The following is a 16,965-nucleotide window of genomic DNA, read 5'->3' as shown; positions in this document are numbered from 1 at the left end:
ATAATTATTAAAACGTTTGTGCGTCAAAATCGCTATCCCATTTACCTTGTACTTTTAGTACTTGTTCTATGACATCGCGTACACAACCTTCTCCTCCTAATTTGTGAGATATGTATTTAGAAACACGTTTGACTTCTGGTACAGCATCTTGTGGACAACTAGATAAACCAACTTGTTTTAATACAGGTACATCAGGTATGTCGTCTCCCATATACAATACATTTTCGGCTTTAATTTGATTGTTATTTAAATACTCGTCAAATTGTACAACTTTTTGGTGTGCACCTAAATATACATCTTTAATACCTAAGTGGTTTAATCTAGTGCGTACACCTTCGTTTGTGCCTCCAGATATAATACAAACATTAAAACCATGGTTTAAGGCTTGTTTCATAGCATAACCATCTTTAACATTCATATGTCTTATCATCTCACCAGTGGAAGTAATTGTGATCATTCCGTTGGTTAAAACACCATCAACATCAAAAATGAAGGTTGTAATTTGGTGTAAATACTCTTTGTAACTTTTAGTGTCCATGGGTTTTTTTTATAGATTCTGTCATTAGTTTGTAAATCGCTTCATGTTCTGGATTATCTAATAACTTTAAATGTCTTTTAATGGTTTTTTTATCGTTTCGTTTTGCTGGTCCTGTTTGTGCCATGTAAGGTGATACTTCCTGGACTTTTCTTGCAGTTTCGGTAATTAATGGTTTTAAAATGTCAAATTCAGCACCTTGTTTTTCAGTTATTTCATGTGCTATTCTGTAAATTTGATTTGTAAAATTATTAACAAAAACAGCAGCAAGATGTAAAGCTGGTCTTTGTTTTGGATTTACTTTATAGGTGACGCAGCCTAAGCTTTGTCCTAGTGTTTCCAGTAATTTAAAATCTTTTTTTCTAAGGGTTTCTATACAAATTGGTACAGTTGTAAAATCTAAATCGACAGCTTTACTAAAGGTTTGTAATGGGTAAAAAACGCCTCTATAAAGTTTTTGGTCAATATCATATAATCTTGCACTACCAGAGGTATGTACTACCAATCGGTTTTCAAAGGGTAGTGTGCTACTTAATTCTGGTATAGCATCATCATTTACAGCAATAATATATACGTCAGCTTCAATTAAGTTGTTTACGTTGTCTGTGATTTTAACCTCATTTTTATAAGTTTCAATACTTTTTAAGTTTCGGTTGTACCATTGCACAACGTTGACAGTATTAGCCTTTTTAAAGCCTTTATATAAGTGTGTGGCAACATTTCCTGCGCCAAGCAAAACTATTTTAATCATACCGCTAAAATACTAAGAAAATAGAAATTTAGAAGCGCAAAACTTTATCTTTGTTATTATGAATAGGAAAACTATATCAAACCGTCAAGATGTTAGGCTTTTAGTAGATCAGTTTTATTTAAAAGTAAGAGCAGATAATGTATTAGGTCCTATTTTTAATGACGTTATTACAGATTGGGACAGTCATTTAAACCATTTAACGACCTTTTGGGAGTCTAGTTTGTTTATTGGTAAAAAATTAGCACATAAATATGTTGGTAATCCTTTGGAAGCTCATGAAAAAGTAGATGCTAAAATGAAGCACACTATTACCGAAATGCATTTTGGTATTTGGTTGAATTTATGGTATGCAACCATCGATCAATATTTTGAAGGTGAAATTGCTGATAACGCTAAACGTCGAGCAAGAAAAATGGGGACCTTTATGTACTTAAAGATTTTTGAAGCTAGGCAAAAGGCTTAACAGTAATTTTAACACAAGATTTGGAAGTTTTTGAGGAATTAAAACCAACAAAAACAATTATCTTTGCACGAGCTAAAAAAGGCCTATTATTATGCAAAATAGAATTGCCAAAATCTTGTTTTCTACTAGATTGACATCTGTCTTATTTATTGTGTTTGCTGTTGCTATGGCAGCAGGAACGCTTTTAGACAGAAACATGGATACCTCTCCAACACCTTATACCAGAAACTTAATTTATAATGCTTGGTGGTTTGAAGCCATTATGGTATTATTTATGGTTAATTTTATTGGTAATATTTTTAGATTTAGATTATTACGAAAAGAAAAATGGGCTACATTATTGCTGCATTTGGCTTTTATATTTATCATTTTAGGTGCTGGAATTACACGTTATTTTGGTTTTGAAGGAATGATAGCTATCAGAGAAGGTGAAACTGAAAGTGGCTTTTTATCTCAAAAAACATACATCACAGCTTATATTGATGGTGATTATAAAATTGACGGTGTACCACAGCGTTTACCTGTAGAAGAAGAAGTAGATTTTTCTGGTCGTATGACTAATAGTTTCGATTATACTGCGTCTTACAATGGTACTCCAGTAAATTTTGAATTAACAGATTTTTTTATTGGAGCAGAAGAAGATGTTGTTCCGGATGATTCTGGTGAAAATTATTTAAAAATAGTTGAAGCTAGAGGTAATGGACCACATAATCACTTCTTAAAACAAGGTAGTGTAGAAAACATACACAACCTTTTAATTGCTTTAGATAAACCAACTCAAGGTGCAGTAAACATTACAACCACCGAAAATGGTTTAATGGTTGAGTCTCCTTTTGAGGGTGAATATCTGCAAATGGCAACCATGAGTCAAGGTCGATTAATTAAAGATAGTATTCAGCCTTTAATGTTGCGTTCTAGATACGTAATTGGAGACATGCAATTGGTGTTTCCTAAACCTGTTGTAAAAGGAAAATTTGATGTTGTAAAAAAGGCAAGTTTCCTTAAACAAGATGATAATGCAGTTGTTTTAAATGTGTCTGCTAATGGCGAAACTAAAGAAATTAAATTATTGGGTAGTCAATGGTCTAATAATCGTTTTAAACAAGTTACTGTTGGTGGTTTAGATATAGCTTTAAAATATGGGTCTAAAGTTTTAGAATTACCTTTTGAAGTTAAATTAAATGATTTTATTGCCGAAAAATTTCCTGGTACAGATAATAACTATTCTTCTTACGAAAGTAAGGTAACTGTATTGGATAAAGAACAAGGTGATTTTGATTTTCATATATATATGAATAATATACTAGATCATAGAGGTTATCGTTTTTTTCAAGCCGATTTTGATAAAGATTTAAAAGGAACCATTTTGTCTGTAAATCATGATTATTGGGGAACTTGGGTGACCTATTTAGGTTACTTTTTGTTATACATTGGCATGATGGCAATTTTATTTGCTAACCATACAAGATTTAGGGATTTACAAAATGGTTTAGAAAAAATTAAAAACAAAAAAGCAAAAGCGGCTACATTACTTTTATTATGTTTTAGTTTAAGTGGTTTTGCACAACACGAGCAACATACGGAAGACGATGGTCACGATCACGAGACAGTTGCTGTTGCGCCAAATAGTAGACCAACAAAAGCCCAAATAGATTCTATCTTAAAAGCTAATGTGGCTCCTATTAAACATGCCGAAAAGTTTGGACGTTTAGTAATACAGGATCTAGATGGTCGTATGATGCCAGTTGATACGTATGCGTCAGAATTGGTTAGAAAACTAACAAAGCACGAAGGTTATGAAGGTTTAACTTCTAATCAAGTGTTTTTGAGTATTCTAGAAAGTCCAATGCTTTGGTATAACGTGCCAATAATTTATTTGGCACCCAAAAAAGCAGATTCTATTAGAGGAATTATTGGGTTGGATAAAAGTCAGAAATACGCAACAATGTTAGACTTTTTTGATGACAATTTTCAGTATAAATTAGATTCTTATTTAGAAGAAGCTTCTGCAGTAAAAGCACAAACAGGAATACAAAAAGAGTTTATAGAGGCTAATCAGCGCATCAACCTTTTAAGTAATGCTATTGAAGGTCGATCGTTAAAGATTTTTCCTGTTCCTGATGATGAAAACAATAAATGGATTTCTCCTTTTGAATATAAAAACGAAGGGTTTAACCAAAAAATACAAGACACAACTTATGGTAGTTTTATAGGTTCTGGTTTTGATTGGTATTTATTAACTTTAAATGAAGCCAAAAAAACTGGTGATTTTACTAAAGCTGAAAAATTATTAGATGCTTTTAAAGTTTCACAGAAAAAAGTTGGAGCTAGCGTAATGCTTAGTGATGATAAGATTGATACTGAAATTTTATATAATAAGTACGATGTGTTTAAAAAACTGTTTAGTTGGTACATGTATGCAGGAACTTTGTTGTTTGTGTTGTTACTATGGCAAATCTTTAAATCTAACAATAAATGGTTAAACAAAAGTATTGTTATATTCAAGTTTGTTATTTTAGGGTTGTTTGTATTGCATACTTTAGGTTTAATAGCGCGTTGGTACATTTCTGGTCATGCACCTTGGAGTGACGCTTATGAGTCTATGATTTATGTGGCTTGGGCTACAATGTTTTTTGGTTTAGCTTTTGGTCGTAAAAGTGACTTAACGTTAGCATCTACAGCATTTGTGACAGCCATGATTTTAATGATAGCACACTGGAACTGGATGGATCCAGCAATTGCAAATCTTCAACCGGTTTTAAATAGTTATTGGTTAATGATACATGTTGCTGTAATTGTAGCAAGTTATGGTCCATTTACTTTAGGTATGATATTAGGAATAGTATCCTTGGTTTTAATTTTGTTGACCAACAAAAACAATAAAGCTAAAATGGATTTAAATATAAAAGAATTAACTATAATTAATGAGATGTCTTTAACTGTAGGTTTGGTCATGTTAACCATAGGGAACTTCCTTGGTGGTCAATGGGCTAATGAAAGTTGGGGAAGATATTGGGGTTGGGATCCAAAAGAAACTTGGGCTTTAATTAGTATTATGTTATATGCATTTGTTATTCACATGCGATTAGTGCCAGGTTTACGTGGACGTTGGTTCTTTAATTTAATGTCAATAATTACTTTTGGAAGTATATTAATGACTTACTTTGGAGTGAATTTTTACTTATCAGGATTGCATAGTTATGCAAGTGGAGATCAAATTGTAAGCTTTAAATTTATAGGAATTGCATTGGTGATTATTGCAATATTAGCTGTGTTTTCTTATAGAAAGTACGCTAAGTTTTATAAGAAATAAAAAGAATTTACTTTTACATGAAAAAAAACTCACTATTATTAGTGAGTTTTTTTTGTTTTAAGGAGTACTTATAAAAAAGGAGAGGTTGATTTTATATAGGTGTATCAAGGCTTTGGATACAAATAACATGTGTGTTTTTAATCCGAAGCTTGAAGTTTTTAGGTAATTGTTTCTATTACATTTAAGTATTGTGTGTATTTAATAAAAAAAAAGACTTGCTAATACTAGCAAGTCTTTTAAGTGTTGTTGGTGATAACTAAATGATTAATTATTCAATACAATTTGCTTAATTATAGTTTCTTTTTCAGTAGTAATATGTAGTATTATGTTTTTTTCTTCGCTAGCAAAATTTAGATACGTTTGTTTAGCATTTATATTTCTAGCCATTTGTAATGTGTTACCGTTGTAATTGTAAACTTTAATTTCTTTTATTGTATCATTATCTGGAGCAGTAACTTTTAATTGTCCAGAGTTAATTAGGTAACCTACTTTAGCTTTCTTTTTCTTTTTTGGATCTAAAGATGATATATTGTCATTATTTTCATCCGTTGTTTCTGGTTGACTAAAAGTAATGTAAAAGCGATCTGTGTAATCTGCTGCATCTACAGTTTCTGTATAAGCAGTATCGTTTATTTTAGTATAGGTGTTTAATAAAGCATCGTGTATGTAAACATCAATATCATTAGTAAATCCTTCTAAGCTTGTTAATGCAATTTGTGCTGTTCCAGAAGTTTCATTATACATTCCTAGTAAATATTGTTTGCTATCATCAAAACTACCTACACCTTGTATAACATATCTATTACCTTCAATAATCCAGTTTAAATCATTGGATTGAGGAAAAATAACTGAAGCATCATAACCATAATCAACACCTTCTGTAGCAATATTGTTAGATGTAAAACCTAAAACAAGTTCTCTGACAGCTCCATTTGGAGAAGTATATTCTAATCTTAATATTTGAACACTGCTTGATGCATTGTTTGTGTTTTCTGAAGTAATATTTGAGTTTAAAGCGAATATGTTATTACAAATTAAAAGTAATAATAGTAAAGTAGATTTTTTCATAATTAGTTTTTTGTCGGTTAAACGGTAAATTTCTTCGACAAAGTTACATTTTATTTTGAATTAAAACCATGAATTGCGTTTTTTTTCGATGAAATGCATTTTCCACAAGAATCAGAAGCTTGTTATTCGATTAAATGCATGTAAATTAGTTTAAGTGTATTGTCTAGTCTTTTTTATTCAATATAAACAGATAATCGAGTGATTTTCTGACAAAACATAAAGCAATGCTTTGTGTTAAGTAAGAATCATATAGTTTTAGCAGCTTCAAAAATGACTTGATTAGTAATCTTTATTAACTTTGAGACATAAATAATATGATATAGTATGAAGTTTTTAAAAGAGTTTAAAGAATTTGCAGTAAAAGGTAATATGATGGATATGGCTATTGGTATTATTATAGGTGCATCCTTTAATAAGGTAATAGATGTATTGGTTAAAAAAGTGTTTTTACCACCTTTATCTTTAATGACAGATGGTTTAAACTTTCAAAATAAACGCTTAATTTTAAGAGATGCTATTACAAATAACGAGGGTGTAATTACTACTCAAGAAGTAGCAGTGCATTATGGAGAGTTATTTGAGGTGTTTTTAGATTTTTTAATCGTAGGATTTACAGTGTTTTTAGTTGTAAAAGCTATGAATAGATTAAGAGATAAGTCTCAAGATGTTAAAAATAAAACTGTTAAAACTCCTAAGGATATAGAATTACTGTCAAGATTATCAGAGTTAATGGAAGAGCAAAATTCTTTACTAAAAGCATCTAAAAAATAAGGTCATGCCAAAACCAAAAGGTCAAAAAAACACTAAAAATAAAGCAAAGCACTCTAAGTTAATGGCTAAAAAGATTAACAAAAAGAAAAAAGAAGAGTTGCTCAGAAAACAACGTCTTAAAGCAATTATAAAAGGCGCTTCAAAAGAGGATGATAGTAATTAAACTATAATTTAATTAGTGTTTTATCAAGATTTAGCTCCTTAATTATAGTGTTAGCAAAACTATAATGTCCTTTTGTGCTTATAATTTTAAATCTATGGTCTTTCATTCTTGTAAAAACATCTAATAAACGCCATTTAGATTTTAATAATTTAGGCTTCTCACTTTTTAACCCAAGTTCAAAGTAGTATTTTTTGGTTCGTTTATAAGCAGTAATATCTGGTGTCATAACTAAATTGTTGTCCTTTTTTATAAAGGTTTTTGGCTGCTCATAACCAGTTAAATCTGCTTTAATGTTTTCAAAACCTAAAAATTCTAAATGGTTAATAGATTGTTGTAAAATGTCTTCGTGTGTAGTTTTGTCTTGTGCTATCATAATCAATATTTTACAAAAAAAATAAATCAGATTAAGTTAATAAGTCGTTAAATCTGAACATGTTATTTATATAATTGTAGCTTACTATTAAATATTCAAGTATTAAATTAGTAAATTACAGGTTTAAAATTATGTATTAAATGAAAGCAAAAAAACAAGGTTTAAATACCATTTGCACACACGTTGGAGAAGTGCCTGATGATCAGTTCAAAGGTGCAATTTCTCCAATATATCTATCTTCATCTTATCAATTCATGGATGTTGATGTAAAACGATATCCAAGATATTTTAACACACCAAATCAAGAATATTTAGCAAAAAAGATTGCAGCATTAGAGTTTACTGAAACTGCAATGATTTTTGGTTCAGGTATGGCAGCAATCAGTCATATGTTTTTAGCCTTTTTAAAATCAGGTGATCATATTGTTGTACAAAATACATTATATGGAGGAACAGCAAATTTTATAAGAGAAGAGTTTCCTAAGCTAAATATAGAATTTACTTTTACAGATGGTTATAAAGTTGAAGATTTTGAAGCAGTAATTAAACCTAATACAAAGCTAATTCATATTGAAACACCTTCTAATCCGTTACTAACTATTACAGATATTAAAGCAATTGCAAAATTAGGTAAGCAAAACAATATTGTAACTAGTATTGATAATACGTTTGCAAGTCCTGTTAATCAAAATCCAGCGCAATTTGGTATAGATTTGATTATGCATTCTGCAACTAAATATTTTGGTGGTCATTCAGATATTTGCGCTGGTGCAGTAGCAGGAAGTCATGAGCATATGGAAAAAATTTGGCATGTGTCTAAAAATTATGGTGGTAGTTTAAGCGATTTTACTGTTTGGATGTTGGAGCGTAGCATGAAAACCATGGGATTACGTGTTAAAGCACAAAGTAAAAATGCTTTAAAAATGGCAAAATGGTTAGACAAACAATCTTTTGTTAAAACGGTATATTATCCTGGACTAAAAAGTCATCCAGAACATAAATTAGCTAAATTACAAATGAAAAGCTTTGGTGCTATGTTGTCTTTTGAATTGATAGACAGTATTAATTCTGATCAATTCATGAAACAATTACAATTAATAAAACCATCAATAAGTCTTGCAGGTGTAGAAAGTACAATACTGTCTCCGACACAAACTTCACACGCATTATTAACACCAGAACAGCGTGAAGCTGTAGGGATTTCTGATGGATTAATTAGATTTTCATTAGGAATAGAAGAAACTAAAGACTTAAAACAAGACATTAAACAAGCGATAAAAACAATCCAATAAAACTAAAAGTTGTGCATAAAAAAAATAAACATTCTGAAGATTACAATTTTGAAACACTTGCAACAGTACACCCAAAACTAGAATCTTTTGTGTTTACAAATGCCAATAATAAAAAAACTATCGATTTTGCAAATCCTAAAGCGGTTAAAACCTTAAACGCAGCACTATTGCATACGCATTACGATATAATTTTTTGGGACTTTCCAGATCATTTTTTGTGTCCTCCAATTCCTGGTCGTGTAGATTATATTCATCATTTATCAGACTTATTACAACGGTCACAATTGGATAAAGACATTACTATTATGGATATTGGTACAGGTGCAAATTGCATTTACCCTTTATTAGGGACCTCAAGTTATGATTGGAACTTTATAGCTGTAGACAGTAATGATGACGCAATAAAGTCTGCACAAAACATTATTAATAAAAACAATTTACAAAATAAAATTAAGCTTAAAAAGCAAACAGACGATACACATGTATTGCAGGATGTTTTAAATGAAAATGATAAGGTTACTATCACGATGTGTAATCCACCATTTTTTAAAAACGAAGCAGATGCAATTAAAGCAACAACAAGTAAACTGAAAGGTTTAGGTAAACCTACAGATCAAATGGTGCGTAACTTTGCAGGACAAGCTCATGAGTTATGGTATAAAGGAGGAGAAAAAGCTTTTTTGCACACTTATCTTTACGAAAGTTCATTACAAAAAACAAGCAGTTTTTGGTATACTAGTTTGGTTTCTAATAAAGATAATATTAAGACCATGAACCAATCTCTTAAAAAGTTAGGAGCCACATCAGTAATGACTATAGCAATGAATATAGGAAATAAAAAAAGTCGTATTGTTGCTTGGACTTTTTTAAATGAAGAACAAAAACAAAATTGGAATAAAAAATAATAACAATGAAAGTAGATATATTAGCATTTGGTGCACACCCAGACGATGTCGAGCTTGGAGCAGGAGGTACCATAGCTAAAGAAATTGCAAACGGAAAAACTGTTGCAATTGTAGATTTAACTAAAGGAGAATTAGGAACACGTGGTACAGAATTTACACGCAAGGCTGAAGCTGAAGATGCTAAAAACATATTAGGTGTATCCTATAGAGAAAATTTAGGATTTGCTGATGGTTTTTTTATTAATGACAAACAACATCAGTTAGAAATTATTAAAATGATACGTAAGTATCAACCAGAAATTATTTTATGTAACGCTATTGACGATAGACATATAGATCATGGTAAAGGAAGTAAATTAGTTAGTGATGCTTGTTTTTTAAGTGGTTTAATTAAAATTGAAACTAGTATTGATGGTCAACCACAAAAGCAATGGAGACCAAAACAAGTGTACCATTACATACAATGGAAAACCATTGAACCTGACTTTGTAGTAGATGTTTCCAGTCATATGGATACTAAGTTAAAAAGTGTGTTAGCTTACAAAACTCAGTTTTTTGATCCTGATAGTAAAGAGCCTGAAACACCAATTTCTAGCAAAAACTTTACAGATAGCGTAAAATATAGAGCTCAAGACCTAGGAAGAATTATAAATGTTGATTACGCAGAAGGTTATAATGTAGAGCGTTACGTCGCTGTGGAAAGTTTATTTGATTTAAAATAAAAATTTTTATTAAAAATATTTGTAATAACTAGTAAATAAATTACCTTTGCACACGCATTATTAAATGCGCACAAATGGTGGTTGTAGCTCAGCTGGTTAGAGCGTCGGTTTGTGGTACCGAAAGTCGCCGGTTCGAACCCGGTCTTCCACCCAAAAGTAAAAAGCTTCTCTGAAAAGAGAAGCTTTTTTTGTTTATAGAAATTTACAAATAAGACATAAAAAATCCCGTAATTTTAATTACGGGATTTTTTAATTTATTACTCAGCTTTATCAACTACAAGTCTCGCGTCTCTGTTAGCGACTTCCCAAGCAGTATAAAACACTAATCGTGCTCTGTTTTCTAATAAATCATATTCAATTTTATCTGGTGTATCACTTGGTCTGTGATAATCATCGTGTGTTCCATTAAAATAAAAAATTACAGGAATATTGTTTTTAGCAAAGTTATAATGGTCCGATCTGTAGTAAAAACGGTTAGGATCATTATCATCATTAAACGTATAGTCCAACTCAATGTTTGTGTATTTAGTATTAACGTCTTCAGATATATTATGTAAATCTGTGCTTAATTTATCGCTTCCAATTAAGTAAATATAGTTTCTATCTCCTGTTTTACGTTTTGGATCTGTACGTCCAATCATATCAATGTTTAAGTTAGCAACAGTGTTTTCTAAAGGAAAAATAGGATCGTTATCTGTATAATGTCTACTTCCAAGTAATCCTTTTTCTTCACCTGTTACATTTAAAAAGACTATTGATCGTTTTGGACCATGACCTTCTTTTTTAGCTTTAGCAAAAGCCTGAGCTATTTCTAAAACAGCAACAGTACCAGAACCATCATCATCAGCTCCATTATATACTTCACCATCTTTAATACCTTCGTGATCTAAATGTGCAGAGATGACAACGTATTCATTTGGCTTTTCGCTTCCTTTAATAATAGCTGCAACATTTTCAGAAGACAATGCTTTAGATTTGTTTGTATAGTCTAAGGCTATAGTTGCAGGTTTTGTTTCATTAGTAAATGATTTGTCAAAACTAGTAATGTCCTTATTAAATAATGCTTTTACAGTTTCGGTATTAACTAAAAAGTAAAACATTTTTTTATCCTTGCTAACTAAGCTCATTCTTCCGCTTGAAGTTCCGTAGCGTAATGCAGCCATAGCAAATACTTTTGGATTATAGTATAATACGGCTTTAGCACCTTTTTTCATTGCTATGTCACGTTTTAAAGCAAATTCTTGTCTAAAATTAGACCATTTAGAATCTTCTTTAGTACCAGAAATTACGTAAGTTCCATCATCATTCTTCGGCTCACCATTAATAAAAAAGACGACTTTATCTTTAATGTCTACATTTTTATAGTTTGAAAATTTATCATCTTCAATTCCGTAACCTAGATTTACAATTTCGTTAGCATTTAGTGTAGAGGTCTCCATTGGATTAATAGATACAAAATCTTCAAGACTTGTTAAGTTTTTGTCATTAACAGTTAACTTGACCTCTGGTTTTGATTGTAATTGTAATGGTACGTCTTGAAAGTAGTTTCCGTCAGACTTTGCTGCAGGAATACCATATTGTATATAGTGTTCTTTTAAAAATTCAACTGCTTTTTTTTGACCTTCAGCTCCTGTTTCTCTTCCTTCAAATTCATCAGAAGCATATTGATATAATGCTGTTTTTAATTCTTCTTGAGTTATGGTCTTAGCATATACACTAGGATCAGTAGTAGTGTTTGTTGTAGTTTTGCTTTTTTGCGAACTTCCGCAGGCAATAAATAATAGGCTTAATGAAGCTATTGAAAAAATGGATTTCATTTAATAAGATATATTTTACAGTTACACTTGTAAAAGTACAAGAAATTTTAGGCTTTTACTAAATTATAATTACATTTTCTAGATTAGAAAAAATCAATAAAAAAAGAGCCTATTTTAAATTTTAAAATAGGCTCTTTTGGGTGTAAGATTATAATTTATAGCTTTAATCAGTGATGATTATATCTTCTAATTCTTCTTTAGCTTCTTCTTTTCTTTTGTCCTCTGTTTGCTTAAGTTCTTTAGTATCTCCAACTTCTGCAACAGTAAAAATAGTTTTATAAGTAGCAAGACTTAAACTAATTATAGTCAATAAAAAAATAACCTGAATGACATGTGTTGGTAAATCTTGATTACGTGCTTTCAAAAATGCTACAATACCAAATATTGCAGCTAAAATAGCAGGTATAAATGCTAGTTTATATAACGGTAAAACAGATAATATTACTGCTAATACAGCAAAAATTAGACCTAAAATAATACTTAGTTTTCTCATGCTTTTTTTAGTTTTTTAATCCAGTTGCCGATTTAATTTTTAACTCACCACTACCTACAGCAATTTTAAATTTTGCAAAAACAGGTATTTTGTTTTCATCAGCAGTTAACCATAATAAGTTAGAATTGCTTCCTTTTAAAACATCTGTTCCTGATGTGCTAATGGCTAATTTGTAGCATTCTTTTTTACCTAAAGCTGTATTTATAGTTTCTTTAGCTAATAATTTAAATCTAAATTTAGTCTGCTTATTATCAAATAAAACGGTAAAAGAATCTGATGCACCAATTGGTGCTTTTTTGATGTCTAAAGTTCTAATTTTATATATAGTGGCAACAATATCTTTTGTTCCTCCATTGATTTTTACATTTTCTTTTTTATCCCAAAAACCAGAAGTAGTGTTTTTTGTTTTCTTTTTAATGACGCTATTTACGCGATTGGTTTTATGGTTGTATTTATATTTTACAAATTTGTAATAACCACCTTCATTAATTTCTCGGTTGTATAAATATGGTGTTATAGTTCTTGGGTTAACATAACTTTCATATAGATCTCTAATTTTAAAATAACTATCAAAACTACTATAAGTGGTTGCTGTACATTTTAAATGTAAAAGTTTGGATGAGCTAGTATTCATTTCACTAGTTTCCATTCTAACTTCTGCTACATCTGTTAAAATTCCGGACATGTTATAAGCAGCAGAAAATATAAGTTTTTCGCCAGCTTTAAACGCTCTGTTGTCCTGTCCATAGCTAAAAGTTAAAGCAGCTAATAGTAATAATAAGGTTAGTTTAAACTTCATAATATGAGTATTTAATTGTCAAAGATATAACTTAACATTAATTGTGCCGAAATTATTGTGCGAATTTAAAATCATGTTAAAGCTTTTTTTTACATCTCTACCAATAAATCAATTTTGTACCTTTGTGATGTGATAAAAGAAATTTTACATAAAAGTTTGTCCTTTGTTATGGCATTAGTCGTGTTGTTTTCAACATTGTCTTTTACTGTAGAGCGTCATTATTGTGGCGATTTTTTAGTAGACACAGCAGTATTTACTAAAGCTAAAAGTTGCAATAAGGATATTTCTAATGTAAATGAAGAGACTGTGGTGGTAATGAAACCATGTTGTAAAAATGAAGTAGATGTTGTAAAAGGTCAAGACCAATTAAAAAATAACTCTTTTGATGATTTAGACTTTAAAACGCAATCTTTTATTACCACTTTGGTATTGTCTTATTTTAATTTATTTGAAAGTCTACCAAAGTTAAACATTCCTCATAAAAATTACGATCCACCTTCCTTAATTGTGGATTATCAAGTCCTTCACGACGTATATATTATTTGATAAAAAGCTTTGTTTAGTTTTCGCTTATGCGGAAAACACATAAAGGAATTTTTTATTAAAAAAATATATAAATGAAACAAACTTATAATATTACAGGTATGTCCTGTAATACTTGTAAAGTAGATATTGAATCTGCTTTACAATCCACAAAACATGTACAATCTGCTGTTGTAGATTTAGATACTACCAAAGTAATTTTGGACGTTTCTAAACCTGTTTTAAAAAATCAATTGCAGTACGCATTGTTAAATACCTATTCAGTTAATCCTATAAAACCAAATAAACAACAGGTTGTAAATCCTATTTTGATGTTGTTTTTAGTTGTGTTTAGCTTGTTATCAGTAACAAGTTTTGGTCAATCCGAATTGTCAGGAATAATTTATGAAGCCTCAACAGATAACAATCCACAACCTTTATTTGGAGCCAACATAATTTGGTTAGGAACTAGTGTTGGGACTTCTACAGATATAAATGGACAATTTAAAATACCATATAATTCAAATTACAAAAAGCTTATAGTCAGTTATGTTGGATTTAAAACCGATACTATAGATGTAGCCAGCAACAAGACTATTAAACATTATTTAAATCCAACTACAGATTTAGATGAAGTTGTTGTGCAATCCAGAAAAAAAGCAACTTCTAGATCCTATTTAAAAGCCACAAATACAATGTTAGTTAGTAGTGATGAGCTTTTAAAAGCAGCTTGTTGTAACCTGTCTGAAAGTTTTGAAACCAATCCGTCAATTGATGTTAATTTTAGCGATGCAGTTACAGGAACACGACAAATAAAAATGTTAGGATTATCAAGTCCTTATATATTGATTGCAACAGAAAATATTCCGTCAGTAAGAGGTGCTTCCCAAGCATTTGGATTAAGTTTTATTCCTGGGACTTGGGTTGAAAGTATTCAAATTACCAAAGGAGCAGGTAGTGTAGTTAATGGTTATGAGAGTATTGCAGGACAAATTAATGCAGAGCTAGTAAAGCCAACTACAGATAATTCGTTTTTTTTAAATCTGTATGGAGCAAGTAGTACACGTTTAGAGCTTAATACTCATTTTAATACTAGTTTAAGCGATAAATGGAGTACTGGTCTGTACATTCACGGAAATACGCATCAGGAGAAGCATGATGTAAATAATGATGGGTTTTTAGATATGCCTGTATATAGTCAAGTTAATCTAATGAACCGTTGGCAATATACTGATACCGAAAAAGGTTTTGTAAGTTTTATAAATCTAAAATATTTAAATGACGATAAACAAGGTGGTCAGTTAGATTTTAATCCAGATACAGACAAATTAACTACAAATGCTTGGGGAAGCGAGATTAATACACAACGCTATGAGTTGTCTGCTAAACTAGGTTATGTTAATCCAGAAATTCCTTGGCAAAGTATTGGTGTTCAATTAGCCTTTAGTCAGCATGATCAAAACTCTTACTTTGGATTAAACCAATATGATATAGAACATACAAGTGTATACACAAATGTTATGTATAACTCTATTATAGATGACTCTAGACATAAAATAAAAACTGGTGTTAATTTTACTTATGATGCCTATGACGAATTTGCTATTGGTCAAAATTTTGAAAGAGTAGAGCGCTCTTTTGGAGCTTTTGGAGAATATTCGTTTGATAATTTAGAAAAATTTACACTGACTGCTGGATTACGTTTTGATAGTCATAATTTATTAGGCGAATTTATAACACCTAGACTTCATATGCGTTATTCACCATGGAGTAAATCTGCTTTCAGAGCTTCTATTGGACGAGGTAAGCGAAGTGCAAATATTTTTGCTGAAAACCAAAACTTATTTGCATCGTCTAGAGTATTTTCAATTTTAAATTCTAACGGAAGTATTTATGGATTAGATCCTGAAATTGCATGGAATTATGGAGCTTCCTACTTGCAAGGGTTTAATCTTTTTGGCAGAGCTGCAGATGTTACGTTTGACTTTTATCGTACAGATTTTAAAAATCAAATTGTTGTTGATTTAGAAAACGCACAACAAGTCAATTTTTATAACTTAGAAGGAGATAGTTATGCAAATAGTTTTCAAGTCGAATTAAATTATAATGTATTTAATCAGTTTGATTTTAGAACTGCTTACAAGTTTTATGATGTAAAAACGGAATACCAAACAGGTAAATTGGCAAAACCATTAACGCCAAAACATCGTTTTTTTGCTAATGCATCTTATGAAACAAATATTAAAAATAATAGTAACTGGAAATTTGATGTAACTTACAATTGGTTAAGTCAGCAACGTTTTGCATCAACAACTAGTAACGCTTTACCATATGTGCTTGATGATTATTCTCCAACAATAGGTACAATTAATGCTCAAGTAACCAAAGTGTTTTCTCCAAAATTTGAAGTATATTTAGGAGGAGAAAACATCACAAATGTTAGACAAAGTAATCCAATAGTTAGTGCAGAAAATCCATTTGGCTCAAGTTTTGATACAAACTTTGTGTATGGACCAATATTTGGAAGTATGTATTACGCAGGATTAAGATATAAACTAAAATAAAAACTTATAAAAAAATGAAAAAAATAATAGTTTTACTACTAATGGTAACATCAGCAATGACGTTTGCCCAAGACAAAAACAAAAGAGAAAGTTTAGATGTAGATGGTGTTTGCGGAATGTGCAAAGCCAGAATAGAAAAAGCTTGCTTCAAAACCAAAGGTGTTAAAAGCGCTATTTGGAGTGTGGAAACACATGAGTTAAAATTAATTTACGACGAGCGTAAAACAGATTTAAAAACAATACAACAAAGTGTTCTTAATGCTGGACATGATTCAGAGGGTTTAAAAGCACCTGATGAAGCTTACGCCTCTGTTCATGATTGCTGTAAATATAGAGATGAAGCTATTAAAGATGATCATAAAAAGGAATAACTTTTAAGTTGACTATAAAAAAAGCGTCTACAACATTGTAGAC

17 protein-coding genes and 1 tRNA gene are annotated in these 16,965 nt (G+C 30.6%); 11 read left to right on the top strand and 7 right to left on the bottom strand.

Going from position 1 to position 16,965, the window contains the following annotated elements; all coding sequences use genetic code 11:
• Nucleotides 1–7: 7 nt before the first annotated feature.
• Nucleotides 8–538, bottom strand: a complete 531-nt coding sequence (locus ITB9_RS05210; RefSeq protein ID WP_054851419.1) for an HAD family hydrolase — start codon at nt 536–538, stop codon at nt 8–10.
• Nucleotides 528–1,286 (bottom strand): Rossmann-like and DUF2520 domain-containing protein, encoded by a 759-nt coding sequence (locus ITB9_RS05205; RefSeq protein WP_054851418.1) that lies wholly within the window; start codon nt 1,284–1,286, stop codon nt 528–530. The genes ITB9_RS05210 and ITB9_RS05205 overlap by 11 nt, the downstream gene beginning before the upstream one ends.
• Nucleotides 1,287–1,344: 58 nt before the next feature.
• Here ITB9_RS05205 and ITB9_RS05200 point away from each other — a divergent pair, with 58 nt between their 5' ends.
• Together ITB9_RS05200 and ccsA are read left to right on the top strand one after the other, a co-directional pair.
• Nucleotides 1,345–1,749 (top strand): group III truncated hemoglobin, encoded by a 405-nt coding sequence (locus tag ITB9_RS05200; protein ID WP_054851417.1) that lies wholly within the window; start codon nt 1,345–1,347, stop codon nt 1,747–1,749.
• 91 nt (nt 1,750–1,840) lie between these two features.
• Nucleotides 1,841–5,062 (top strand): cytochrome c biogenesis protein CcsA, encoded by a 3,222-nt coding sequence (gene ccsA / locus ITB9_RS05195; protein WP_054851416.1) that lies wholly within the window; start codon nt 1,841–1,843, stop codon nt 5,060–5,062.
• Nucleotides 5,063–5,326: 264 nt separating this feature from the next.
• Here ccsA and ITB9_RS05190 read toward each other — a convergent pair whose 3' ends face one another.
• Entirely contained in the window at nt 5,327–6,130 is an 804-nt protein-coding gene (locus tag ITB9_RS05190; protein WP_054851415.1) for a hypothetical protein, read from the bottom strand.
• Nucleotides 6,131–6,454: 324 nt separating this feature from the next.
• Between ITB9_RS05190 and mscL the strand changes: the two genes are divergently transcribed.
• Complete coding sequence (mscL, locus tag ITB9_RS05185) at nt 6,455–6,901, top strand: large conductance mechanosensitive channel protein MscL (RefSeq protein ID WP_028291202.1); 447 nt, start codon at nt 6,455–6,457, stop codon at nt 6,899–6,901.
• A gap of 4 nt (nt 6,902–6,905) precedes the next feature.
• Nucleotides 6,906–7,064 (top strand): hypothetical protein, encoded by a 159-nt coding sequence (locus ITB9_RS15585; protein ID WP_187294254.1) that lies wholly within the window; start codon nt 6,906–6,908, stop codon nt 7,062–7,064.
• A 1-nt stretch (nt 7,065) separates the two neighbouring features.
• Here ITB9_RS15585 and ITB9_RS05180 read toward each other — a convergent pair whose 3' ends face one another.
• The gene (locus ITB9_RS05180) at nt 7,066–7,437 is read right to left on the bottom strand and encodes a hypothetical protein (RefSeq protein ID WP_054851414.1); all 372 of its coding nucleotides are present in this window, start codon (nt 7,435–7,437) and stop codon (nt 7,066–7,068) included.
• A 140-nt stretch (nt 7,438–7,577) separates the two neighbouring features.
• On the opposite strand from ITB9_RS05180, the gene ITB9_RS05175 reads away from it, so the two are divergent.
• From ITB9_RS05175 to ITB9_RS05160, 4 genes are all read left to right on the top strand, one after another.
• A complete protein-coding gene (locus ITB9_RS05175) occupies nt 7,578–8,729 on the top strand; it encodes a PLP-dependent aspartate aminotransferase family protein (protein WP_028606436.1) in 1,152 nt (383 codons plus the stop codon).
• Nucleotides 8,730–8,740: 11 nt separating this feature from the next.
• Nucleotides 8,741–9,634, top strand: coding sequence for a 23S rRNA (adenine(1618)-N(6))-methyltransferase RlmF (gene rlmF, locus ITB9_RS05170; RefSeq protein ID WP_261975560.1), 894 nt, complete (start codon nt 8,741–8,743; stop codon nt 9,632–9,634).
• Nucleotides 9,635–9,639: 5 nt separating this feature from the next.
• Entirely contained in the window at nt 9,640–10,356 is a 717-nt protein-coding gene (gene bshB1 / locus ITB9_RS05165; RefSeq protein ID WP_028606434.1) for a bacillithiol biosynthesis deacetylase BshB1, read from the top strand.
• A 76-nt stretch (nt 10,357–10,432) separates the two neighbouring features.
• Nucleotides 10,433–10,508: transfer RNA gene (locus ITB9_RS05160), tRNA-His, on the top strand.
• A gap of 105 nt (nt 10,509–10,613) precedes the next feature.
• Here the strand turns inward: ITB9_RS05160 and ITB9_RS05155 are convergent.
• From ITB9_RS05155 to ITB9_RS05145, 3 genes are all read right to left on the bottom strand, one after another.
• The gene (locus ITB9_RS05155) at nt 10,614–12,173 is read right to left on the bottom strand and encodes a M28 family peptidase (RefSeq protein WP_054851412.1); all 1,560 of its coding nucleotides are present in this window, start codon (nt 12,171–12,173) and stop codon (nt 10,614–10,616) included.
• A 163-nt stretch (nt 12,174–12,336) separates the two neighbouring features.
• Complete coding sequence (locus ITB9_RS05150) at nt 12,337–12,666, bottom strand: hypothetical protein (protein WP_054851411.1); 330 nt, start codon at nt 12,664–12,666, stop codon at nt 12,337–12,339.
• Between the two features lie 7 nt (nt 12,667–12,673).
• On the bottom strand, nt 12,674–13,465 hold the full coding sequence (locus tag ITB9_RS05145) for a DUF3108 domain-containing protein (RefSeq protein WP_054851410.1): 792 nt from the start codon (nt 13,463–13,465) through the stop codon (nt 12,674–12,676).
• Nucleotides 13,466–13,633: 168 nt separating this feature from the next.
• Here ITB9_RS05145 and ITB9_RS05140 point away from each other — a divergent pair, with 168 nt between their 5' ends.
• The 3 genes from ITB9_RS05140 to ITB9_RS05130 all read left to right on the top strand — a co-directional run bounded on the left by ITB9_RS05140 (nt 13,634) and on the right by ITB9_RS05130 (nt 16,922).
• Nucleotides 13,634–14,011: a hypothetical protein gene (locus ITB9_RS05140; RefSeq protein ID WP_054851409.1), complete on the top strand. Its 378-nt coding sequence runs from the start codon at nt 13,634–13,636 to the stop codon at nt 14,009–14,011.
• Nucleotides 14,012–14,082: 71 nt separating this feature from the next.
• Nucleotides 14,083–16,551 (top strand): TonB-dependent receptor domain-containing protein, encoded by a 2,469-nt coding sequence (locus ITB9_RS05135; RefSeq protein WP_082396067.1) that lies wholly within the window; start codon nt 14,083–14,085, stop codon nt 16,549–16,551.
• Between the two features lie 14 nt (nt 16,552–16,565).
• Nucleotides 16,566–16,922, top strand: coding sequence for a heavy-metal-associated domain-containing protein (locus ITB9_RS05130; protein WP_054851408.1), 357 nt, complete (start codon nt 16,566–16,568; stop codon nt 16,920–16,922).
• Nucleotides 16,923–16,965 lie beyond the last annotated feature (43 nt).

This window comes from Olleya sp. ITB9 (assembly GCF_001315805.1).
Lineage (GTDB): Bacteria > Bacteroidota > Bacteroidia > Flavobacteriales > Flavobacteriaceae > Olleya > Olleya sediminilitoris.
This window is presented reverse-complemented; position numbering and strand designations above follow the sequence as displayed.